Annotated in this window: 17 protein-coding genes; 7 read left to right on the top strand and 10 right to left on the bottom strand. The window is 60.3% G+C overall.

Features of this window, described 5'->3' with window-relative positions; genetic code table 11:
- Positions 1 to 2 precede the first annotated feature (2 nt).
- From tssH to tssA, 10 genes are all read right to left on the bottom strand, one after another.
- Positions 3 to 2,669 carry a type VI secretion system ATPase TssH gene (tssH, locus tag QRN48_RS11425; RefSeq protein ID WP_285350674.1) on the bottom strand — a complete coding sequence of 889 codons (2,667 nt, stop codon included), beginning with the start codon at positions 2,667 to 2,669 and terminating at the stop codon, positions 3 to 5.
- Positions 2,662 to 3,714, bottom strand: a complete 1,053-nt coding sequence (gene tssG, locus QRN48_RS11420) for a type VI secretion system baseplate subunit TssG (protein ID WP_285350672.1) — start codon at positions 3,712 to 3,714, stop codon at positions 2,662 to 2,664. Before tssG ends, tssH begins: the two co-directional genes overlap by 8 nt.
- A complete protein-coding gene (gene tssF / locus QRN48_RS11415) occupies positions 3,678 to 5,537 on the bottom strand; it encodes a type VI secretion system baseplate subunit TssF (protein WP_285350671.1) in 1,860 nt (619 codons plus the stop codon). The genes tssG and tssF overlap by 37 nt, the downstream gene beginning before the upstream one ends.
- The gene (tssE, locus tag QRN48_RS11410; protein WP_191944723.1) at positions 5,534 to 6,046 is read right to left on the bottom strand and encodes a type VI secretion system baseplate subunit TssE; all 513 of its coding nucleotides are present in this window, start codon (positions 6,044 to 6,046) and stop codon (positions 5,534 to 5,536) included. Before tssE ends, tssF begins: the two co-directional genes overlap by 4 nt.
- A complete protein-coding gene (locus QRN48_RS11405) occupies positions 6,040 to 6,465 on the bottom strand; it encodes a hypothetical protein (RefSeq protein ID WP_285350669.1) in 426 nt (141 codons plus the stop codon). Before QRN48_RS11405 ends, tssE begins: the two co-directional genes overlap by 7 nt.
- Positions 6,465 to 6,917 carry a type VI secretion system amidase effector protein Tae4 gene (locus tag QRN48_RS11400; RefSeq protein WP_285350667.1) on the bottom strand — a complete coding sequence of 151 codons (453 nt, stop codon included), beginning with the start codon at positions 6,915 to 6,917 and terminating at the stop codon, positions 6,465 to 6,467. Before QRN48_RS11400 ends, QRN48_RS11405 begins: the two co-directional genes overlap by 1 nt.
- A 77-nt stretch (positions 6,918 to 6,994) precedes the next feature.
- Complete coding sequence (locus QRN48_RS11395; RefSeq protein ID WP_191944726.1) at positions 6,995 to 7,483, bottom strand: Hcp family type VI secretion system effector; 489 nt, start codon at positions 7,481 to 7,483, stop codon at positions 6,995 to 6,997.
- A 131-nt stretch (positions 7,484 to 7,614) separates the two neighbouring features.
- Entirely contained in the window at positions 7,615 to 9,108 is a 1,494-nt protein-coding gene (gene tssC, locus QRN48_RS11390) for a type VI secretion system contractile sheath large subunit (RefSeq protein WP_191944727.1), read from the bottom strand.
- Between the two features lie 15 nt (positions 9,109 to 9,123).
- Positions 9,124 to 9,681 (bottom strand): type VI secretion system contractile sheath small subunit, encoded by a 558-nt coding sequence (gene tssB, locus QRN48_RS11385; protein ID WP_191944728.1) that lies wholly within the window; start codon positions 9,679 to 9,681, stop codon positions 9,124 to 9,126.
- Positions 9,682 to 9,734: 53 nt separating this feature from the next.
- Entirely contained in the window at positions 9,735 to 10,754 is a 1,020-nt protein-coding gene (tssA, locus tag QRN48_RS11380) for a type VI secretion system protein TssA (protein WP_285350664.1), read from the bottom strand.
- 398 nt (positions 10,755 to 11,152) lie between these two features.
- Between tssA and tagH the strand changes: the two genes are divergently transcribed.
- The 7 genes from tagH to QRN48_RS11345 are packed head-to-tail and all read left to right on the top strand — an operon-like array spanning position 11,153 to position 20,697.
- Entirely contained in the window at positions 11,153 to 12,580 is a 1,428-nt protein-coding gene (tagH, locus tag QRN48_RS11375) for a type VI secretion system-associated FHA domain protein TagH (RefSeq protein ID WP_285350870.1), read from the top strand.
- Between the two features lie 55 nt (positions 12,581 to 12,635).
- Positions 12,636 to 13,145 (top strand): type VI secretion system lipoprotein TssJ, encoded by a 510-nt coding sequence (gene tssJ, locus QRN48_RS11370; RefSeq protein WP_191944730.1) that lies wholly within the window; start codon positions 12,636 to 12,638, stop codon positions 13,143 to 13,145.
- A gap of 15 nt (positions 13,146 to 13,160) precedes the next feature.
- The gene (tssK, locus tag QRN48_RS11365) at positions 13,161 to 14,495 is read left to right on the top strand and encodes a type VI secretion system baseplate subunit TssK (protein WP_285350662.1); all 1,335 of its coding nucleotides are present in this window, start codon (positions 13,161 to 13,163) and stop codon (positions 14,493 to 14,495) included.
- Between the two features lie 6 nt (positions 14,496 to 14,501).
- Positions 14,502 to 15,818 carry a DotU family type VI secretion system protein gene (locus QRN48_RS11360; protein ID WP_191944732.1) on the top strand — a complete coding sequence of 439 codons (1,317 nt, stop codon included), beginning with the start codon at positions 14,502 to 14,504 and terminating at the stop codon, positions 15,816 to 15,818.
- The gene (tssM, locus tag QRN48_RS11355) at positions 15,815 to 19,324 is read left to right on the top strand and encodes a type VI secretion system membrane subunit TssM (RefSeq protein ID WP_285350661.1); all 3,510 of its coding nucleotides are present in this window, start codon (positions 15,815 to 15,817) and stop codon (positions 19,322 to 19,324) included. The genes QRN48_RS11360 and tssM overlap by 4 nt, the downstream gene beginning before the upstream one ends.
- A complete protein-coding gene (gene tagF / locus QRN48_RS11350) occupies positions 19,321 to 19,971 on the top strand; it encodes a type VI secretion system-associated protein TagF (protein ID WP_285350660.1) in 651 nt (216 codons plus the stop codon). Before tssM ends, tagF begins: the two co-directional genes overlap by 4 nt.
- Positions 19,972 to 20,697 carry a PP2C family protein-serine/threonine phosphatase gene (locus tag QRN48_RS11345; protein ID WP_198425292.1) on the top strand — a complete coding sequence of 242 codons (726 nt, stop codon included), beginning with the start codon at positions 19,972 to 19,974 and terminating at the stop codon, positions 20,695 to 20,697.
- The last annotated feature ends 10 nt before the right edge of the window (positions 20,698 to 20,707 follow it).

Below are 20,707 nucleotides of genomic sequence, written 5' to 3'. Positions count from 1 at the left end.
CTTCAGCCAAAGGCATAGTGGAATTCGCCGGCACGCTCGCTGATGCGCACGTTTTCCATAGGTTTGCCTTCGAGCATGCGGGTCAGGAATTCGCGGCTCATGTCCGGCAGCAATGTATTGGTGAGGATGGTATCGATCATCCGTCCGCCACTCTCGGTCTCTGTGCAGCGCGACACAATCAGGTCGATCACGGCGTCGTCGTAATCAAAGGCCACCTTGTGGGTGCTTTCCACGCGCTTTTTCACCCTGTTCATTTGCAGCCGGGTAATGGCCTTGAGCATGGTATCGCTGAGGGGGTAATACGGAATGGTCACAAGGCGGCCAAGCAACGCTGGCGGAAAAATTTCCAGCAATGGCTGACGCAAGGCTTTGGCGATGTCTTCCGGGTCCGGCACGTTACTTGAGTCTTGGCACAGGTGCGAAATGAGCTCGGTGCCCGCATTGGTGGTCAGGAGGATCAAGGTGTTCTTGAAATCGATAACGCGCCCTTCGCCGTCCTCCATCACGCCTTTGTCGAAGACCTGGAAGAAGATTTCATGAACGTCAGGGTGCGCCTTTTCCACTTCGTCCAGCAGCACCACGCTGTAGGGCTTGCGACGCACGGCTTCGGTGAGCACGCCACCTTCGCCATACCCTACGTAGCCTGGCGGTGCCCCTTTCAGAGTCGATACGGTATGGGCTTCCTGGAACTCGCTCATGTTGATCGTGATCACGTTCTGCTCACCACCGTACATGGCCTCGGCCAAAGCCAGGGCGGTCTCGGTCTTGCCGACCCCGGAGGTGCCGGCGAGCATGAAGACGCCAATGGGTTTGCTTGGGTTGTCCAGGCCGGCCCGAGAGGTCTGTATACGCCGGGCAATCATCTTCAGGGCGTGGTCCTGGCCGATGATGCGCTTCATCAAGTGTTGGTCCAGGTTGAGTACGGTTTCCAACTCGTTGCGCGCCATGCGCCCGACCGGAATGCCGGTCCAGTCGGCGACCACTGAAGCCACGGCCTGGTAATCCACGGTCGGCAATATGAGCGGCGACTCGCCTTGCAGCGCGCTCAACTGCTGTTGAAGCTCAATCAGACGGGTGCGCAGCGCCTGGCTCTGGTTCGAGTCGGTATCGCTGTCGACCGTCCCGGCGCTTTCGCGCAGTTGCGCGCGCGCGGCAAGGAGTTCGTCGACCAGAGTCTTCTCCTCGGCCCAACGGTTTTCCAGTTCTGCCAGACGCTCGCGCTCGCTGAGCAGCAAGCCTTCGCTATGAGTGCGGCGGATGCCGATGTCGATGCCAATTGCCTGTTCACGGGCGATGATTTGCAGTTCGGTTTCCAGCGCCTCGATGCGCCGACGGCTGTCGTCAACTTCCGCAGGCACGGCATGCAGGCTAATAGCGACACGAGCACAGGCGGTGTCCAGCAGGCTCACGGATTTATCGGGCAGCTGGCGCGCCGGGATGTAACGATGGGAAAGCTTGACCGAAGCTTCCAGCGCCTCATCAAGCACCTGCACTTCATGGTGCTTTTCCATGGTGGATGCCACACCACGCATCATCAAAAGCGCCTTGTCCTCGGAGGGTTCAGCGACCTGCACCACCTGGAAGCGACGGGTGAGGGCCGGGTCTTTCTCGATGTGCTTCTTGTATTCGGCCCAAGTGGTAGCCGCCACGGTGCGCAGGGTGCCCCGCGCCAGTGCCGGTTTGAGCAGGTTGGCGGCATCGCCGGTTCCGGCCGCGCCACCGGCGCCGACCAGCGTATGGGCTTCGTCGATGAAAAGAATGATCGATTTGGGCGAAGCCTGAACGTCCTCGATGACTTGGCGCAGACGTTGTTCGAACTCCCCTTTCATGCTCGCGCCGGCCTGCAACAACCCGACGTCGAGGCTGCGCAGCTCTACATCTTTCAGAGCCGGCGGCACATCGCCGGCAACGATTCGCAGCGCAAAGCCTTCAACCACAGCAGTCTTGCCGACGCCAGCCTCGCCGGTCAGGATCGGATTGTTTTGCCGACGGCGCATGAGGATATCCACCAACTGGCGGATCTCTTCGTCACGGCCGACGATAGGATCAAGCTTGCCGCTGCGCGCCTGTTCGGTGAGGTCCACGGTGAACCGCTTGAGTGCTTCCTGCTTGCCCATGGCACTGGGGGCCATGGCGCCGCTGGCCTCGCCGGGGCCGGCGGCGTTGAAGCCATCGCTGGCGGCGAGGGCATTTTCCGGCGAGTCGCCCACGTACTCGTCAAAACGCTCACTCAAGGTTTCTGCCTTGAGCTTGCCGAACTCCCCAGATAAACCGAGCAAGGCATTGCGCAGGCTTGGCGTCTTGAGGATGCCCAGCAGCAGATAGCCAGTGCGTACCTGGCTTTCGCCGAACATGAGGCTGCCATACACCCAGCCACGTTCCACCGCTTCCTCGACATGGGAGGACAAGTCGGTGATCGAAGTCGAACCCCGCGGCAGTCGATCCAGGGCCTCGGTCAGATCGCGGGCCAGCCGCGCAGGCTCGACGTTGAACTGGCGGACGATACGGTGCAAGTCCGAATCCTGGAGCTGTAGCAACTGATGAAACCAGTGAGCCAGTTCGACATAGGGGTTACCCCGCAATTTGCAGAATACCGTTGCCGCCTCGATAGCTTTGTAGCCCACGCTGTTTAGTTTGCCGAACAACGCGGCGCGACTGATTTCACCCATGTGCATGACTCCTTGATGGTTGTGCTGACGTGGCCTGCTCGGCGTAGTGCCGGGCCAGAATCAGGTCCTTGGCATCGGTATCGGGCTGCCCCAGCCAGGTGTTGAACCCCAGCCTCTGTCGCCCGTTAAGCTGTAGCTTTGGTACGTGTGACTGGGCCAGCACCAGGTTCAAGTCCCAGTCCATCTCGTGCCCCAGGTATTCGGCAACCCAGGCCACCAACTCCCTGAAGGGCTGGCCGTCGGGCAGCATGCCCATGTATTCGTCGAGATTGAGCGGGCCGAGCCGGATGCGGAATTTGTGCTGGCGGTCCCATACATGGCTGCCCAGGCAAAAGCTCACTCCCAGTTGGTGGTCGCTAACGCCGATCCGGCTGCGCTCCGGAAGTTGCAGCCATTGGCCGACGTACTCTTCGATTTCCACCGCAACGCCGAAGTAATGTCCCAGAATCGCTCGCAAACCGTCCGGGTATCGGGTTTGCGCCGCCAGGTGCCCGCTGTAGTGCAGTTTGGCGGTGCCCGGAATCAAGCCATCTTGCTGCAGGCTTGGCATGCCACGACCGCTGAGTGCCGCCAGGCGCGCCGACCAATAATCGTCATCGGGACGATCCAGGCTAACGGTGGGTCGCGCTTCGGCCCAGGCTCGGTAGAACAGGCTCAGCAAGCGATGGTGGAAGACATCCAGAAATCGTTTGCTGGCGGTGTCGGCGTTGTTTCGTTGCCGGTCGCGCACGTATTCGGTGAGGTGCAGAGGTAGCGGGCCGTTAGGGCCGCCTAGGCCGAAAAAGAATTGCTCCAGACGCGCCGCTTTGCCATCTTCGGCCGGGCTCATGGACGCCAGGGTGGACGGTGCAAACGCGCAATCCGGCTGCTGGCCCAGACGCAGGGCATCGTCGGCCAGGCGCAACGAATGACCAAGCCGCGGCAGCTCGGGCGACTCGCATTCGAGGCGACGCAATGCCTGGAAAAAATCGAATTCCCAAGGCAGTTCCTGCATCGCCGTCAGCGTGCTCACAGTGTCGGACGGCGTCCGGGCTTGGCTTTCCATCGCATAATCTCGCCGCGTTCGGTGGTACGTATCACCGTCTCGGTAAAGCTGTTGATCGACACATAACGTGCCAGGAAGCGCTCGAACACCGCGCCAAGCAGGAACACGCCAGTGCCACGAAAAGCGTTCTCGTCGAATTCCAGAGTGATCTCCAGGCCGCGCCCAAAGACGATCGGGCCAGGCATCGGCAAGCGCCGCGTGCAGGCTTTGCTGCTGACTTCGCGCAGCCCTTCGATTTGCAATTGCAAAGCCGAATCGTGGCTGTCGCCATACAGGCGCAGCAGCTCGCGCATTGCAGCGGCGCCCTGCCCTTGCTCGCTCAACGACAGGTAGTTGAGCGATAACTGGCTGATCAACCGCCAGGCCTTATTATCGTGGGCATGACTGGCGCGAGGACGGCTTGGCCCGGCCAGGCAACGCACCGTTGACACCGGCGCGCTGTCGGCCAGGGTGAAATCCGTGCTGCCTGCGCCCACAGTCATGAACAGGGGGAGGTCGCGATTGGTACACAAGGCACCAATGCCTAACTGGCGCAGGTCGTTTCGGTAGGGTGCCTGCTGGCTGTCGACCAGACTGACAAAGGTCTCGCTACCCACGTAGGTTGATCGAGCCCCGGTGCGCCGCTGCTCGCTGGACAGCACTCGGGGCTCGCGACGCAATGTGTAATAGGCTTGGCCGCTGCCGTAGCGTGATGGGTCGCGGACTGCGTAAAACGGCAAAAAAGGTTGATCCGGCCCTGTCCCATGACCGCTGACGCTGGTCAGCGAATGAATCTCGAAGTCCATGGGGCGGGTGCGATCGGGGATCACATGGTGTTCGTTGACCCGATCAGTGAGATGGATCCGGTCAACCCGGCGCGGGAACAGGTTGATGGCTGGGGTGCAGAAAGGCATCAACTGTTCGCTGCCAATGCTCCCTTCCAGACTTTGCTCGAGGCGCTCGAACAGCACAATGACCTCGAGCTCCTGTCCGTCGCAGCGTTTAACGGCGCGGCCCAGCTCTGCAAATTCCACGAATAGAAAACGCTGCGGCAGTGCGAAGTATTCCTGCAACAGGCGATAGCCTTGAAAGGCTTGCGGTACTACCGGTAGCGCGGCTTCGCAATCATCGAAGCCACAAGAGCGCACGGCGTCCTGAGGCAGGCGTTCAACCCAGTCGCGCCCGGGCTGGCGGACGAACACAGCACAGACATTGCCAAGCAGCTGCTCGTACAGGCGAAACGGTTGCTCATCTGCACCGTTGAGGTACAGCGGCAGGCTGTCAAGGGCCAGCCTGTTGAAAGCCAGGTCCGCGCCGGTGCGCAAAGTAAAACGCAACGCAGCCTTGGCCTTCGGCTCACTGGCCGCCAGACGACCGAGGACGGCACCCGGATTCCCGAAGTATTCAGCAGCGCTGACTTTCAGAGGCCACAGCGTCACCTCATGGGCACTGCGGTATTCACAGGACGTTTGCGAATCGCGGCCCAATACGGCGCGCATTACGCTGTTGCGCGGCAGCGTAAAGCCGCTGCTCAACGAACCTTCGTCGGGATCAGCCTGCATGTGCACCACGGTCATCGACGGCGTCGGCGCCAGATAATGCGGGTAGGCGATTTCCAGCAGGTTATGGGTGAAGGTCGGATACTCGGCGTCCAGCTTGAGCTGAACTCGCGCGGTCAGGTACGCGAAGCCTTCGAGCAGGCGCTCGACGTATGGGTCGGCGCAATCCATTCCGGACAATGTCAGCCGACTCGCAATCTTCGGGTATTCCCTGGCGAATTCCGCCGCGCTTTCGCGCACATGGTGCAGTTCCTGGTTGTACAGCTCCAACAGGCGCGGGTTCATGTTCGTCTCCGCGGGTCAGCCTGGACGACTCGCATATGTCCGGTTTCCAGATCCAGGTCGGTCTGCAGGACCAGGCGCAGCGGCACCGGCTGGGCCCAGAGATCGCCTTCTATCTCGAAACTCAAGGCGTTATGGTTCATCTCGGCGCTCGCCTGAGCGCGCACTCGCAGAGTGTGGCGCAGGATGCGCGGCTCGAATGTGGCGATGGCCTGGTGAATCAGCGCCTCCAGAGCCGGCACATCTACAGTCGACGCGCTGCTGCCCGCTAATGCCGGCAGCCCATAGTTGACCACCGAGGTGCCTGCGAGCGTGTACAACGTGGCATCGGCGTCGAGTAAAGCGGTTGTATTGAGCAGCCAGGCCAAGTCACGCAGCACCGAGGCCTTTAGTTGAGTCAGCGAAAGCACACGCTTGTCGGCGGTCTCTTTGGGATTGCCCGGATCATCGTCGGTCAGCCGGTCGAGCAGTGACGGTTGAAGGCGATCACGAGGAGCAATTTCGGTTACCACGTAAAAGGTGCCACGTACATTTTTTGGTCTCCGCCAGAACCGCAAGCGGCGTAAAGGCTTACCGTTCCCGCCTGAAAACCTTCGGGCATCTGACGGATAGCCTGCATCTTGCTCAAGCAATCGCGGCCAGGCGCGGGCATGTGGTCGCTGCGCCAAACCGCAAATATTGGAGTCTTGTTGAACACTTCCACACGCAGCTTTTGCTGTTTATCCAGGCTGAAACCGCACGGCCATTCCATATCCAGCTTGAGGTGGCTCTGGTCAGGCTTCACCAGCGTGCATTGGCCTTGATCGTCTATCAAGCTGATTTGCTGCCCCATGAAAACGGCCCGGGTCGAAGGCGACCCCGCGTGTTCGGCGCATGCGCTCAGGCTAATCAGGCTAGTCGTCAGGCATAGGGCAAGCAGAAGCTTGTCCATCAGGTGAGCTCCCAGAACCAGACTTTCCTGGACCGATAGAAAAGGTCGCCGGTTTGCGTCAAGCCACGATTCCAAAGATCAATGTGGTCACCACTACGGCCGTCTACTGTCTCTCCTGGCTGCTGAAAACAGTCCTTGAAAAAAATCAGGCCGGTCTTATTCATCAATGTCCGGCGGTCCTCGGCGCTGTTCGTGAGAACAGTGGGACGACCCAGATGATGTTTCCACAACCAATTGGCCAGCGACTCGGCACCTCTGGCGTGCTCATGCGCGCACTTGGGTTCGGTATAAGTGGACTTGTTGACCTTGACGGTTTTTTCCGCATTAAGCGTCAGGCTCATGCGTATGGCACATTGATTCGCCCACGGACCTTCGCACGGTTTTGCATCGGGATGGGCAACCAGCAGGTCGGAATAAGCTTTCCACAAATTGATAAACGAAGGCTTGGCCATGACTCATACCGAGAGGGGAAAGATGGATTCGAGCAAGCACCAAATACCCCCGGAGCGTCGCACCGGGGGGCTTTCGGCTACACCTTCACGTTCTGACGGATGTTCCAGCCAAATTTGATCGGGCCGCCGTCCTTGGTGCCGTCCGCCTTCTGCGGTTGGTAATCGACCAATACCTTGGCGAAGTTCAGAGTGACGTTTTCGGTAAGGCGATCATCGCTGCCGGAGCCGCCGGTGCCCAAAGAGGTCACCAGTACTTCTTCAAGGTTAATGATCATGTACTCGACCTGACTCTCGCCACCGGCCTTGCGAACGGTCAGTTTGACCTTGTCGATATGTTTGCCGCTTGCGCAATGCATCATCAGGTTCGGCGACGCTTTATCAACATACTTGGTCAGTGACAGGTCATGAACGTTGACCTTGCCAGCGCCACCGCCACCGCCAACATGCATGTTGCCGGATTGGGTCATGCCCCAACTCCAGTTCAGCACATCGATTTCGTCTTTGTGGGCCTTGTCCATGGACTCGCCCTTGATGTCACCGATCTTGATGAAAATATCGACAGCCATGTTCTCTCCTGAAATGGCGTGAGCCATTGTGGGTTATTTTTGAAATAGCACTTCCACGCAGCCACGCGCACCGGCCGGGGAGCCACCAAGGCGGCACCCACTGGCACGGCGTCACGGGTCAATCGAGTCGGTCAGGCACTCTTCGCCGATGGCAGTTTGGAAACCAGACGCAACGACACCGTCAAACCTTCGAGCTGGTAATGCGGGCGCAGGAAGAACTTGGAAGTGTAATAACCGGGGTTGCCTTCTACGTCCTCGACCACGACTTCGGCCGCAGCCAACGGATGTTGGGCTTTGGTCGTTTCGGTTGAGTGCGCAGGGTCGCCATCGACATAGTTGAGGATCCAGTCCTGAAGCCACCGCTGCATCTCGTCCTTCTCTTTGAACGAGCCGACTTTGTCGCGCACGATGCACTTGAGGTAGTGGGCGAATCGGCACGTGGCGAACAGATACGGCAGGCGTGCCGCCAGGTTGGCGTTTGCGGTCGCGTCCGGGTCATCGTATTCAGCGGGCTTTTGCAGTGACTGAGCGCCGATGAATGCAGCAAAATCGGTGTTTTTCTTGTGCAGGAGCGGCATGAAGCCGTTTTTCGCCAGTTCGGCCTCGCGACGGTCGGAAATGGCGATTTCCGTAGGGCATTTCATGTCCACGCCGCCGTCATCAGTCGGGAACGTATGCGCAGGCAGATTCTGCACCTCGCCCCCGGACTCGATGCCGCGTATCCGCGAGCACCAGCCGTAATGCTTGAACGAGCGATTGATATTCACCGCCATCGCGTAGGCCGAATTCGCCCAGGCGTATTTGGCGCTGTCGGCACCGTCGGTATCTTCTTCAAATGCGAAGGCTTCAACGGGGTCGGTCTTTGCGCCGTAAGGCAGGCGCGCCAGGAAGCGCGGCATGGTCAGCCCGATGTAGCGCGCATCCTCGGATTCGCGCAGCGAGCGCCAGCCCGCGTATTCGGGGGTTGTGAATATCTTGGTCAGATCGCGGGGATTGGAAAGCTCCTGCCAGGAGCCCATACCCATCACCGTGGGCGAGGCCGCGGAAATGAATGGCGCGTGCATGGCGGCGCACACTTTGGACAGCTCGCCCAACAGCTCGACATCCGGCGGCGATTGATCGAAGTAATAGTCGCCAACCAGGCATCCGTAAGGCTCACCGCCGAACTGACCGTACTCTTCTTCGTACATCTTCTTGAAAACAGGACTCTGGTCCCATGCCGTGCCCTTGAATTTTTTCAAGGTCTTGTGCAGCTCCGGCTTGGAAATATTGAGCACGCGGATTTTCAGTTGCTCATCGCTTTCGGTGTTATTGACCAAGTAGTGCAGACCGCGCCACGCGCTTTCCAGCTCCTGGAATTGCGGGTGGTGAATCACCTGGTTCACTTGGGCGGTTAACTTGGCATCGATAGCCGCGATGATCGATTCGATAGACTTGATCGCATCGTCGGAAACCAGGTCGGTTTGCGCCAGTGCCTGTTCGGCCAGAGTACGTACTGCAGTCTCTACCGCTTCGCGAGCGCGGTCGGTCTTGGGCTTGAATTCTTGCATCAGCAGCGAAGCGAACTCGCTGGTTTGTTCGGTGGTGCCTTGCGGCGCCTGATTGTCACGCATCGATTCGGTCATGATCATGGGTCCTGATTAAGCGTTAGGCTCGGAGTCCTGGGGCTTAGGCGCGCTTGCCAGGGCCTGGAGCAATGCAGGGTCCTTGATCGCCTTCATGATGATTTCTTCGGCGCCGGTCTTGCCGTCCATGTAGGTCAGCAGGTTTGCCAACTGGGTGCGCGCCTCAAGCAACTGGTTTAACGAGTCGACCTTGCGGGCAACCGCGGCAGGGCTGAAGTCATCCATGCTTTCAAAGGTCATGTCCAAGCTGAGGTTACCCTCACCCGTCAGCTCGTTGGGTACATGGAAAGCCACCCGCGGCTTCATCGCTTTCAAACGCGAATCGAAGTTGTCGACATCAATCTCAAGGAATTTACGGTCGGCCACGGCTGGCAGCGGTTCAACAGGCTTGCCCGCGAGATCAGCGAGGACGCCCATGACGAACGGCAACTGGACCTTCTTCTCTGCGCCGTAAAGCTCGACGTCGTACTCGATCTGAACCCGTGGCGCGCGGTTGCGCGCGATGAATTTCTGAGAACTGCTGTTCGCCACGTTGCTCCTCCTGGTCGCTGATGCGACGGTGTTTGGCGCCATCGGTGGATACCGACAGCGGGATGCGCATTCCTTGATCCGACCCTCTTTGAGGTTTACTCGGTGTCGGGACCGCGCAGGCTTTCAAATTGCGACATGCCGTCGGGAATCAGGTTGCGCACGATGGTGGCAAAGTCCGCATTCACCAACAGTCTGGCTCTATTCAGCAACACCGGCAGCGGGCTGGATGGCTCGTGACGGGCGTAGTAGTCCAGCAACAGATCAAGACTGCCCAGGACATCTTCACGGCTACTGATTCGGGTGGGTGAACGGGCTGCCATAGGAACATCGGTATAGGCAACGGAGGTGTCGACCTGATGCGTATCGGCTACAGCCGGCCGGGCTTCGCCCGGGTTCGCGGTTGAATCACCGAGAATCTGCTGCGCCAGCCGAAGGGGTTGCTTAAGAGGGGAAAAGTCCACGCCCTGCGCCGAACCGACCTGCTCGGCCACCAGAGCTTCGATCTGCGACGCTGCGTCGCGCGCTTGAGAGACGGCTTCGCGCATGGCTTGCAGTTGCTCGACATCAGCGTCGAGCAATGCGCCAGCCAATTCATCGGCGGTGAGTTTTTCGTCGTGGAATATTTGAGCGCCGCTCGCATTGAGCGCAGCGCGCAGGGTAATTGGCCCAAAGACCCGGGAACGGATCAGGATGCTTTCCCGCAGCAGCCGGACATTGGTTTCGCAGGCGATGCCCGCCAGCGCGTTGACTCGCACGGTGGGGTCGTTGCCGTCGTCGGCGTCCAGCAGCGGGTACAGATTCGGCCAGTATTGCTGCAGCAAACTGCGGATCAAAACCAGCGCGCCGCTCAGTCCCGGCACGCCGTCAAGCGCGAGTGTGCTTTGCAAAAGGAAATGAGTGACCCGCAGGTCTTTGCTGCGCTGCAACAGGGCGGTGCTGACCTGCTGGATTTGTCGCCATTGGGGCGGCTCGGCCGGCAGCACGGCATCGCCCATGCTGCGTTCGGGCTTGCCCTGAGCGTCGCGTTCCATTTGCAGGAATTCGGCGTCATATTCCAGGTCGTCGCCGCACGGAGCATTCGCGGACACGGCAGCGAGCAACAACGGAACATCCACCAAATCGATCTCCCTATCGAGCTACGGATTGCCTGCGAAATTCGCAAGTTCGCGAAATCAAGCTTCAAGAAAACACGAAACTTTATTTGCAACTTGCGATAAGTGATATCAGGTAGACATCACTGTAGTTTTTAAAGTTGTGCATTTTTGGTGTAGATATTGGCCGTTGTCAAGGTAAGCTGTTGCGTCGCTGGTACCGGTGTGACACAGCAGGCATCCTGCACGACTAATCAGTCAGCCTCTGTACGATCATCGCGAGCTTGTGTTTACAATCGCTGATTTTCCGCTATCAAGCGGCTAGGATAGGCCCTTTTTCAAGGTTTGCGAGTCATGGCCCGACGCTTTGGCTTGTTGCCTATTTGTGCTTTGGCCTTACACGACACAAGCAAGGAGGCGCGATGTCGCTGTGTTTGACGATCACCAGTTATCACAAGATAACCCCGGGACAATGCGCCGAAAAAATCCTTGATACGGGTGTAATGTCGATAGGTCGCGGCGTCGAAAATGATTGGGTATTGCCGGACCCGGAGCGATTAGTTTCAGCCCGGCACTGCGCAATCCAATATAAAGATGGTCGTTACTACCTAACTGACAACAGTACCAACGGAGTGGAACTGGTACACGCGGGCGTAAGGCTGCGTCGTGGCAACAGCGAGCCATTGCAGGATGGCGAGCTGATCCGTATCGGAGAATATGAGATACAGGCGCGCATCCAATCCCGTGCGCAACCGCTGGATGCACTCTTTTCCGGGGGCGAAAACCCTGGCAGTTTTGAAGCGCTGATGGGACGGCAGGAAGCACCTAAAGCGCAGCCGTTGCCAGACAGCGTCGGTCTTGCCGGGCAACCTCATCTGCACGGCGCGTCTTCTTTCGACACACTGCCCGACTTGTTTGATTTCCTCACTCCACCGACTGTAGCGCCAGTCACGCAGCCGGACCATGTGCCGGCAGAGCAGCATGATTTTCGGCCGCCTACGCCAATGATCACCCTACCCCCTTCCATGCCGTCGGTACCGTCGCCATCCAACAACGTGATTCCTGATGACTGGGACCCTCTCGCTGATCTTTCTGCAGCCGCTTCGAAGCCGTCTGTGGTGACCATACCCGAGCCGATGGCGACGATTCCGCCATTGTCTTCAGCATTCGAAGCGCAGGAAGCCATGCCGCCGGCAATACCGCCGTCGTCATCCTCTGACTCGGCGCAGACCACCGATCCCGTTGCACCCGTGCAGGCCCAGGCCGGACTGCTGCAGGCATTTCTGCGCGGCGCCGGTATTGATCAACTGCGCCTGGATACCGTCCAGGCAGAGGCCCAGATGGAGGCCATCGGTAGCAGTTACAGGCTGATGGTGGAAGGCTTGATCGACGTGCTCCGCGCGCGGTCCAGCCTCAAGGGCGAGTTCCGCATTCAGCAGACCATGATCCGCCCCATCGAGAATAACCCCCTGAAGTTCGCGCCCAATGCAGATGAGGCCTTGTTGCTGCTACTGCGTCATGGCAACCAGGCGTTCATGGCGCCGGACAGAGCCGTCAGCGACAGCTTCGATGATTTGCGCGCGCATCAGATGGCGGTCATGGCTGGCGTCGACGCTGCCATCAAGCATTTGCTCAAGCGTTTCGAACCCGCTGAACTGGAAGCCCGAATGTCCAGGCCCGGCGGCCTTGGCGGGCTATTTGGCGCCTCGCGCCAAGCGCAGTACTGGCAACAGTTCACAGAGCTCTATAGCAAGATATCCCAAGAAGCCGAAGACGACTTCCAAGACCTTTTCGGGCGCGAATTCAGCCGCGCCTACGAGGAGCAAAGCGCCCGCCTTCGTCGCACTTGATTCAGCGCATCACGGAATAACGGACAGACAGACAGCAAGTCATTGAGGACGCAGGATGATTCAACGAGTTGTAGGGGCAGCATTGGCCGCACTGCTGCTGATTTCGTGCAGTAAAGACGGTCAACCGCCCGAGTCAGCTGCGGTCGTCGGTGCCGTCGAAGAGGCCAGCATGTCGCTGGACTTCCAGGCGTCGTCGATGCTCAACCCAGGCCCGACCGGCCAGCCGGCACCTGTGCGTGTGCGCATCTACGAGCTGAAGAACACCGCCGGTTTTACTCGCGCCGATTACTTCGCATTGGCCGAACGAGCTCAGGCCACCTTGGGCGCCGATCTCATTGATCAGGACGAAGTGCTGCTACAGCCTGGCGAGCAACTGACCGTGAGACGGTCGCTCGCTCCCGCTACCCGCCACGTCGGGTTGGTAGTGGGCTATCGCGAGATCGATCAGGCGCAATGGCGCACCGTGCTCGATGTCGCGCCACGCCAAACCAGCAACTATCAGATCAGCCTGGCGGCGCGCGCGATTGGCAGCGCGACCTCAGCCCCCTCACGCCCCGCCCCGTAGGCAATCGGAGAAACCATGTCCTGGAACAATCGAGTGGTCTGGTCGGAAGGCATGTTCATTGGAACACAGCATTTTCAACAGCATGATCGCTATCTGGAAAACCTTATTGACGCGCGAAGCCGCCCGCTGCTGCCGTGCGCCTGGGGATTTTCGGAGCTGCACGTTGATCCGGGCCTGCTCGCTCAGGGCAAGCTGGCCATCGTCTCGGCGCGCGGTTTGCTGCCTGACGGCACACCCTTCAACATTCCCCATGACGACTTGGCGCCTAGCCCGCTAAGCATCGATGATCATTTGCGCGACGGCGTGATTTATCTGGCGCTTCCCCTCAAACGCGCGGGAGCCAGAGACACTGTCGACGACGGCGAAGCCTTGGGCGCGGCGCGCTATGTAAGCCAGGTGCGCGAGGTGAGGGATGACAACGCACCTTTTGAGAACCGCGCCCCGGTAGCCGTGGGTTCCCGTGCGCTGCGCTTGCTCACTGCGGAGGATGGGCTGAACGATTATGCGACCGTGGGCGTGGTGCGCATCAAGGAAAAACGTGCCGATCGCGCCCTTGCACTCGACGAGCACTACATCCCTCCGATCCTCGACGCGCACGCCAACACAGTGCTGGCATCCTTTCGCGCCGAACTGCTGGGGCTCCTGCATCAGCGTGGCGAGGCTCTGGCCGGGCGTGTTGTCGCGTCTGGAGCGGGGGGCGCATCTGAAATAGCCGATTTCATGCTGTTGCAGCTGGTCAACCGTGCCCAGCCATTGATTCACCACTTGAGCCGCCTGAGCCCTCTGCACCCTGAGCGCTTGTACAGCGAGCTGGTCAGCCTGGCCGGTGAGTTTGCTACGTTTTCGAACGCCACGCGGCGCCCGGTTGAGTTTCCCGCATACCAGCACGACGACCTCCAGGCCAGCTTCAGTCCCGTCATGTCGGCGCTTCGCGAGGCGCTGTCGATGCTTATCGACAGCAAGGCCACACCGATCCCTATCGTCGAAAAAGCCTACGGCATCCACGTGGCCATGCTCGCCGATCGCACGCTGATCGAAACCGCGAGCTTTGTTCTGGTGGTACGCGCCGATGTTCCTGGCGAAGCCCTGCGCGGACGCTTCGCCCAACAAAGCAAGGTGGGGCCGGTGGAACACATCCGTGACATGGTCAACCTGCAACTGCCTGGCATTGGGCTGCTGCCGCTGCCCGTGGCGCCCCGCCAGCTTCCGTACCACGCCGGTTCGACGTATTTCGAACTGGACCGGGGCAGCGAGCACTGGAAACAATTAGCCCAGTCGGGAGGCTTCGCTTTTCATATCGCAGGTGAGTTCCCGGGCCTGGACCTGGCTTTCTGGGCTATTCGAGGGTAATCGGCGATGAGCCAGAACGACGATCCGCCGAGCCCGTTCGCTTCCTCCAGCGACCGTACCCAGTTCATGCCGCGCCCTGGTGGTCGTAGCCCGCAGTCCGTTGCCGCACCGGTCGAGCCGATGTCGGTCACTGCGGCGCCATTGCCTATCGGCCAGGCTCATGGCCTGAATCCGCTGGAAGCCGCCGCCGGACCGCTACTCGCACTGTTGACCCGGTTGCGCGGCACCCTTTCCCACTCGGCGCCCGCCAGTTTGCGCGCTCAGTTGCTGGGCTACCTGCGTCAGTTCGAAGAACGCGCCGAGGCCGCTGGCGTGGTCCGCAACGAGGTTTTGCTGGCCCGCTACGCACTGTGCACCGCCCTGGATGAAGCCGTACTGAGTACGCCATGGGGCAGCACCAGTGAATGGGGCAAGCAAAGCCTTTTGATCACCGTGCACAACGAGGCCTGGGGGGGCGAGAAGACTTTCCAGTTACTGGAGCATTGCCTGCAAAGCCCTCGTGAGCGCCTTTACTTGCTGGAGCTCCTTTACCTCTGCATGTGCCTGGGTTTCGAAGGCCGCTATCGCGTTATGAATGACGGCCGCAGCCAGCTCGAAGCACTACGTGAACGCACCGCCGCAGCGATCCGCAGCGCACGCGGTGACTACGAGCGCGAGCTCTCCCCGCATTGGCGCGGCCTGACCGTGGCCCGTGATCGGCTGTCGCAGCTCATACCGCCATGGGTATGCGTTGCACTCGGGCTGGCCTTGCTGCTGCTGTTGTTGGTAGGCCTGCGCCTGAAACTTGCCTCAGACGCGGAGCCGGTATTCAAAAATATCCACGCGCTGGGTGAGATTCCGGTGCAGGCCATCGACCGACCTGTGGTCCAGCCAAAGGTGGTGGAACGTCCCCGACTGGCCGGATTCCTGGCCGATGAGATCAAGGCGGGGCGGGTGGCCGTGCAGGATGCGGTTGATCGCTCGGTAGTCACCATCCGTGGCGACCAGCTATTCGCTTCAGGCAGCGCCACCATCGTCGACGACTTCCAGCCGCTGATGCTGCGCATTGCCGAAGCGATCCGCAACGTCAAAGGCCAGGTACGCGTCACCGGCCACAGCGACAACCGGCCTATCGCTACGCTGCGCTTCCCCTCCAACTGGGCGTTGTCCCAGGCACGTGCCGAACAGGTGTTGCAAATTCTCGCCGCCGCAACTGGCCAGCCTCAGCGCTTCACCGCCGAAGGGCGCAGCGACACCGAGCCGTTGGCGCCCAACGCCACAGCCGAAGGTCGCGCGAAAAATCGCCGAGTTGAAATTACAGTGTTCGCGGAGGGGGTCGAGTGAAGGCGTTTTTCGGTTTTGTCATTCGCTGGGTTGTGCCGGTCCTGGGCCTGGTCGCCCTGAGCCTGATTATCTGGTTTATCGGCCCGTTGATCGACGCCCTGGTCCCGGAAGGCCGTCGCTGGATGCTCATCGCTCTGGTGTTCGCGGCGTGGATTGCCTACCGCGTGGTACGCCTGGTTTTGGCCCGGCGTCAGGCTGCAAGGGTTTTGCAAAGTCTGGCAGCAGAAACTGCGCCGGACCCGGCCAGCGTCGCCACCGCCGAAGAGCTGTCAACCCTGCGTCAACGCATGGACGAAGCCTTGGTCTTGCTGAAGAAGGCCCGCCTGGGTGGGGACGAACGCCGTAATCTCTATGAGCTGCCCTGGTACGTGATCATCGGCCCACCGGGCTCCGGTAAAACTACGGCGCTGGTCAACTCGGGTCTGCATTTCCCGCTCGCCGCGCAAATGGGTGCCGGCGCGATTCGTGGGGTGGGCGGCACGCGAAACTGTGACTGGTGGTTCACCGATCAGGCCGTGCTGCTGGACACCGCAGGGCGCTACACCACTCAAGACAGCCATGCCCAAGTGGACAAGGCGGCATGGCTCGGATTCCTTGACCTGCTGAAAACCCAACGCTCTCGGCGCCCCATCGACGGCGTCTTCATCGCTATCAGCCTGTCCGACCTGCTGCTGGGCAGTGACGCAGAACGCTCCGCCCATGCCGCAGCAATACGTTCGCGTATCCAGGAGCTGTACACCCAACTGGGCGTACGCTTTCCGATCTACCTGATGCTTACAAAGCTCGACCTGGTGCCGGGCTTCATGGAGTTTTTCGACGCGCTCAGCAAAGAAGAGCGTGGTCAGGTATGGGGAATGACGTTTGCCCTGGATGACGGCAAAAATCCAAATGGCCCGCTGTCCGAGTTTCTCAGCGAATTCGTGCTGCTTGAACAGCGCCTGAACGCCAGGCTGGTTGAGCGCTTGCAGCAGGAACGAGACCCGGCGAGGCGCGACCTGATCTACGGCTTCGCTCAGCAATTCGGCGCCTTAAAAGAATGCTTGCAAACGTTCCTTGATGACGTTTTCAAGCCCAACGCCTTTGAAGACCGTGCGCTATTGCGTGGAGTCTATTTTACGAGCGGCACCCAGGAAGGCAGTCCCATCGACCGCCTGATCGGAGCGATGGCGCAAAGCATGAGCCTTGACCGCCAGCATCTGGCACGGCAAAGCGGCAACGGACGTAGCTACTTCATCGAGAAACTGTTCACCGGAGTGGCCTTTGCCGAGCGCGGGTTGGTGGGGGTCAACCCCAAGATTGAGCGCCGCCGCAAATGGCTTGCCCGGGGCGTGCTGGCGGCCACCATTGCCACGGTGCTGGTGGTTGCAGCCTTGTGGCTCGTCAGTTACCGAGCCAACCAGGCTTATATCGCCCAGGTCGACCAGAAAATTGCACCGTTGGCGCAAAGCGTCCAGACACTCAGTCCGGCCCAACGGGATGTGCTGGCGGTGCTGCCTTTGCTCAATGCCGTCAGGCACTTGGCTGGATCCCCTCCAGGATGGGCTGAGGGTTTGGGCCTCTATCAGGGCGACATGCTCGAATCCGAATCCGACAGTGTGTATCGCAAGCTGTTGATCGCGGTATTTGCGCCCCGCCTCGTAACGCGTCTCGAAGAGCAACTGCGCAGTGCCGGTAGTTCGGATTTCAGGTATGAAGGTTTGAAAGCCTATCTGATGCTCGCGGACACCGAGCATTACGACCCTGACTTCATCAAGGCCTGGATCGCTCTGGACTGGGATCAGAACCTGCCTCGCGATTTGCCACCCGAGCAGCGTCTGGCACTCAGCGAGCATCTGCGATCATTGTTCGAACGCCGCCCACCGGACGCACGCCTGGACCCCCGTCTGATCGACGATCTGCGGCGCCAGCTGCAACAGCTGCCTGTGGCTCAGCGCATTTACGACCGCGTCAAGCGCCAAAAACTACCCGATGGGGTGAGCGATTTCCGAATCAGCGAAGCCGCCGGGCGAGACGCCGCCCTTGTGTTCGCGCGTAAGAGCGGCAAGCCTTTGGGGGAACCCCTTAGCGGTTTTTTCACTGCCAAGGGGTACCGCGAAGCCTTTCTCGCCGCCAGCCTGAGCCAGGCTGGCACGCTCGCCGAAGAACAGTGGGTTCTCGACCGTGAAGCGGGTGAGCAGCAGGACGTCGCCAGCCTCGCCGCCGACGTGCGCCGTCTTTATTTTCAGGATTATGTGCGCAACTGGGACGCGCTGCTCACCGACATCGACTTCGTACCCATTACCAGCGTAGCCCAGGCCGCTGACGTGCTGCGGTTGATCTCCGGCCCCACGTCCCCGCTCAAGAAGTTATTGGTGGCGGTAGCCAGAGAAACCGACCTGCAACAGGATGATCGCCGGGTCGCCGCCCAGAGTGCGAAGGTCGATGGCAACGTTGATCAACTCAAGCAACGCCTGGGCTCGCTGTTAGGTCATGACGCAGCGGCGTCGGGCAACGCCGCTTCTTCCGACACCAGCGAAGACCCGGTGAGCACGCACTTTGCGGACCTCCATGGCCTGGTCAACAAGAGTGAAGGCGAACCGGCAGCCATTGATGGGCTGCTTACTGACATGAACGCGCTGTATGTACAGGTCAGCGCCATGGTTGGCGCCAGCGGCGACGCTTTGCTTGGCGAAGCAAAGAACTCGGCCACTTCAGCAGCAGCACGGGTCAGTTTGACTGCCGAGCGCCAGCCACCGCTGGTCCAGGGCCTGGTCAAATCCGTCGTCACCGCGACCACTAACACCATGATGGGTGGCGTGCGCAATCAGCTGAATGCAGCTTGGGTCAGTGAAGTAGTCAACGTGTATCGCCAGTCCCTTGGTGGCCGTTACCCGATGTCGCCGGGCAGTTCCCGTGAGGCAACACTGGACGACTTCGGCCAGTTTTTTGGGGCTGGTGGGGTTATGGATAATTATTTCCGCAAATACCTGCAGCCTTATGTAGACACCTCGGCATCCACTTGGCGCTGGCAGCCGGGCGCAGCTCAAAAACTCGGCATCAACGCCGGGGTGCTGCAAACCTTCCAGCGCGCAGCGACGATCCGCGATGCATTCTTCCGCAACGGCGGCACGCAGCCGGTCGTGCGTTTCGAGCTTAAGCCGGTGACCATGGACGCCTCCATTACCCAGTTCCAGCTCGACCTGGACGGACAGCAGGTTAGCTACGACCATGGTCCAAGCCGCCCGGTTGCTCTGCAATGGCCAAGCCCCGGCAGTATTGGCCTGGTACGCCTGTCAATCAGCCCGCCTTCGGCTACCGGGCGTTCGGGCATAACCCTGGACGGGCCCTGGGCGTGGTTCCGCCTGCTGGAGCAATCGGATCTGACAGCCGGAAACTCGCCCGACCGCTTCAACCTGCGGCTGCGGGTCGACAGCGCGAGCATTTCATACGAGCTGCGGGCCAACAGCGCGTTTAACCCCTTCAAAAGCCGAGTGCTAAGCGGGTTCAGCCTGCCGGAGCGCCTATGAATAGCGGGTTCTACGGCAAGGTCGCCAGCCGGGGCGACTTCGTCAGCCGCGGGCTGCCGCAAAGTTTTATAAAACCCTGGGATGCCTGGCTCGCCGCCGGTTTGCTGGCCAGTCAAGAGCAACTGGGAGGGCAATGGCTCGACGCCTACCTGATCAGTCCGCTATGGCGCTTCGCGATGGCACCTGGTGTGTGCGGTCCCCAAGCGGTAGTCGGTGTGCTGATGCCGAGCATCGACCGGGTTGGCCGCTACTTCCCACTGACCGTGGCGCAGTTGATCGGCGAAAGGCAGAGTCTCGGCGCCCTGGTCAGCGGCCCGGATAACTGGTTTGAAGGCGTTGAGGCGTTGTTGCTGGATACCCTGGAAGCGAACGCCACCTTTGAAGCATTGGACCGCGGCCTGCAAGCCTTGGGCTGTTGCCCCACACGGGAACGGCAGGCGTCCCATCATGTTGCGAGTCTGCTGCGCGACGACGCCCTCACCCCGGAGCAACGGGGAACGACGCTCGCCGACCTTGCCTGCCACGGCCGAAGTCTCTGGTGGGGTAAAGGCTCTGAACATATCTCGCCAGGTTTGCTGCACTGCCATGGGCTGCCGGCTGCTACCGATTTCGGCACTTTCTTGCTCGGACAGGGAGCCAAGACCTAAATGCCTCCCGTACCAATGACCTACAAATCTGCCAGCTATAGCCATGTCGGCATGGTAAGGCAGATCAACGAAGACGCGTTCCTGGAAGTAGCTGAGGCCCACCTCTGGGTAGTCGCTGACGGTATGGGCGGGCACGCGGCAGGCGACTACGTCAGCAACCTGATCGTCGACAGCCTGCGCCGTATACAGCCATCGCAGGTGCTGGCGTCTTACGCCGATGCGCTGCGCGCCAGCCTGCAGGACGTGAACCGTGCGGTACGCGGCGAAGCCACCAAACGCGGCGTAAGTGTGATGGGCAGCACTGTGGTGTTGCTTGCAGCCAGGGACGACCAGGCCGTATGCGTGTGGGCGGGCGACAGTCGTCTGTACCGTCTGCGTGACGGCGCGCTGCAAAGCCTGTCCAGAGATCACAGTTACGTTCAGGACTTGCAGGACAGCGGCCTTATCAGCGAAGCCGAGGCGCGGGTGCACCCGCGAGCCAATATCGTCACCCGCGCCGTCGGCGTGGAGGACGACCTGGACCTTGCGGTGGTCGACCTCCACATAAAGCCAGGTGATACCTACCTGCTATGCAGTGACGGCCTCAACAAAACTGCGGAGGACCATGAAATTCGCGATGTCCTGATGCACGCGGACCCTTATCAGGTAGTGCGTAGCCTGGTGCACCTGGGACTGACCCGGGGCGCTCCCGACAACATTACGGCAATTGTCGTCAAGGCCTACTGAAGAAGCATCA

The sequence above is a fragment of the Pseudomonas sp. ME-P-057 genome, from assembly GCF_030208975.1.
GTDB classification, from domain to species: domain Bacteria; phylum Pseudomonadota; class Gammaproteobacteria; order Pseudomonadales; family Pseudomonadaceae; genus Aquipseudomonas; species Aquipseudomonas lutea.
Note: the sequence above shows the minus strand (reverse complement) of the source record. Positions and strands in the feature narration are given on the sequence as shown.

Coding starts and splice junctions, on each gene's coding strand:
- tssH (WP_285350674.1), bottom strand. CDS start 2,669: ATGGGTGAAATCAGTCGCGCCGCGTTGTTCGGCAAACTAAACAGCGTG.
- tssG (WP_285350672.1), bottom strand. CDS start 3,714: ATGGAAAGCCAAGCCCGGACGCCGTCCGACACTGTGAGCACGCTGACG.
- tssF (WP_285350671.1), bottom strand. CDS start 5,537: ATGAACCCGCGCCTGTTGGAGCTGTACAACCAGGAACTGCACCATGTG.
- QRN48_RS11405 (WP_285350669.1), bottom strand. CDS start 6,465: ATGGACAAGCTTCTGCTTGCCCTATGCCTGACGACTAGCCTGATTAGC.
- QRN48_RS11400 (WP_285350667.1), bottom strand. CDS start 6,917: ATGGCCAAGCCTTCGTTTATCAATTTGTGGAAAGCTTATTCCGACCTG.
- QRN48_RS11395 (WP_191944726.1), bottom strand. CDS start 7,483: ATGGCTGTCGATATTTTCATCAAGATCGGTGACATCAAGGGCGAGTCC.
- tssC (WP_191944727.1), bottom strand. CDS start 9,108: ATGACCGAATCGATGCGTGACAATCAGGCGCCGCAAGGCACCACCGAA.
- tssB (WP_191944728.1), bottom strand. CDS start 9,681: ATGGCGCCAAACACCGTCGCATCAGCGACCAGGAGGAGCAACGTGGCG.
- tagH (WP_285350870.1), top strand. CDS start 11,153: ATGTCGCTGTGTTTGACGATCACCAGTTATCACAAGATAACCCCGGGA.
- tssJ (WP_191944730.1), top strand. CDS start 12,636: ATGATTCAACGAGTTGTAGGGGCAGCATTGGCCGCACTGCTGCTGATT.
- tssK (WP_285350662.1), top strand. CDS start 13,161: ATGTCCTGGAACAATCGAGTGGTCTGGTCGGAAGGCATGTTCATTGGA.
- QRN48_RS11360 (WP_191944732.1), top strand. CDS start 14,502: ATGAGCCAGAACGACGATCCGCCGAGCCCGTTCGCTTCCTCCAGCGAC.
- tagF (WP_285350660.1), top strand. CDS start 19,321: ATGAATAGCGGGTTCTACGGCAAGGTCGCCAGCCGGGGCGACTTCGTC.
- QRN48_RS11345 (WP_198425292.1), top strand. CDS start 19,972: ATGCCTCCCGTACCAATGACCTACAAATCTGCCAGCTATAGCCATGTC.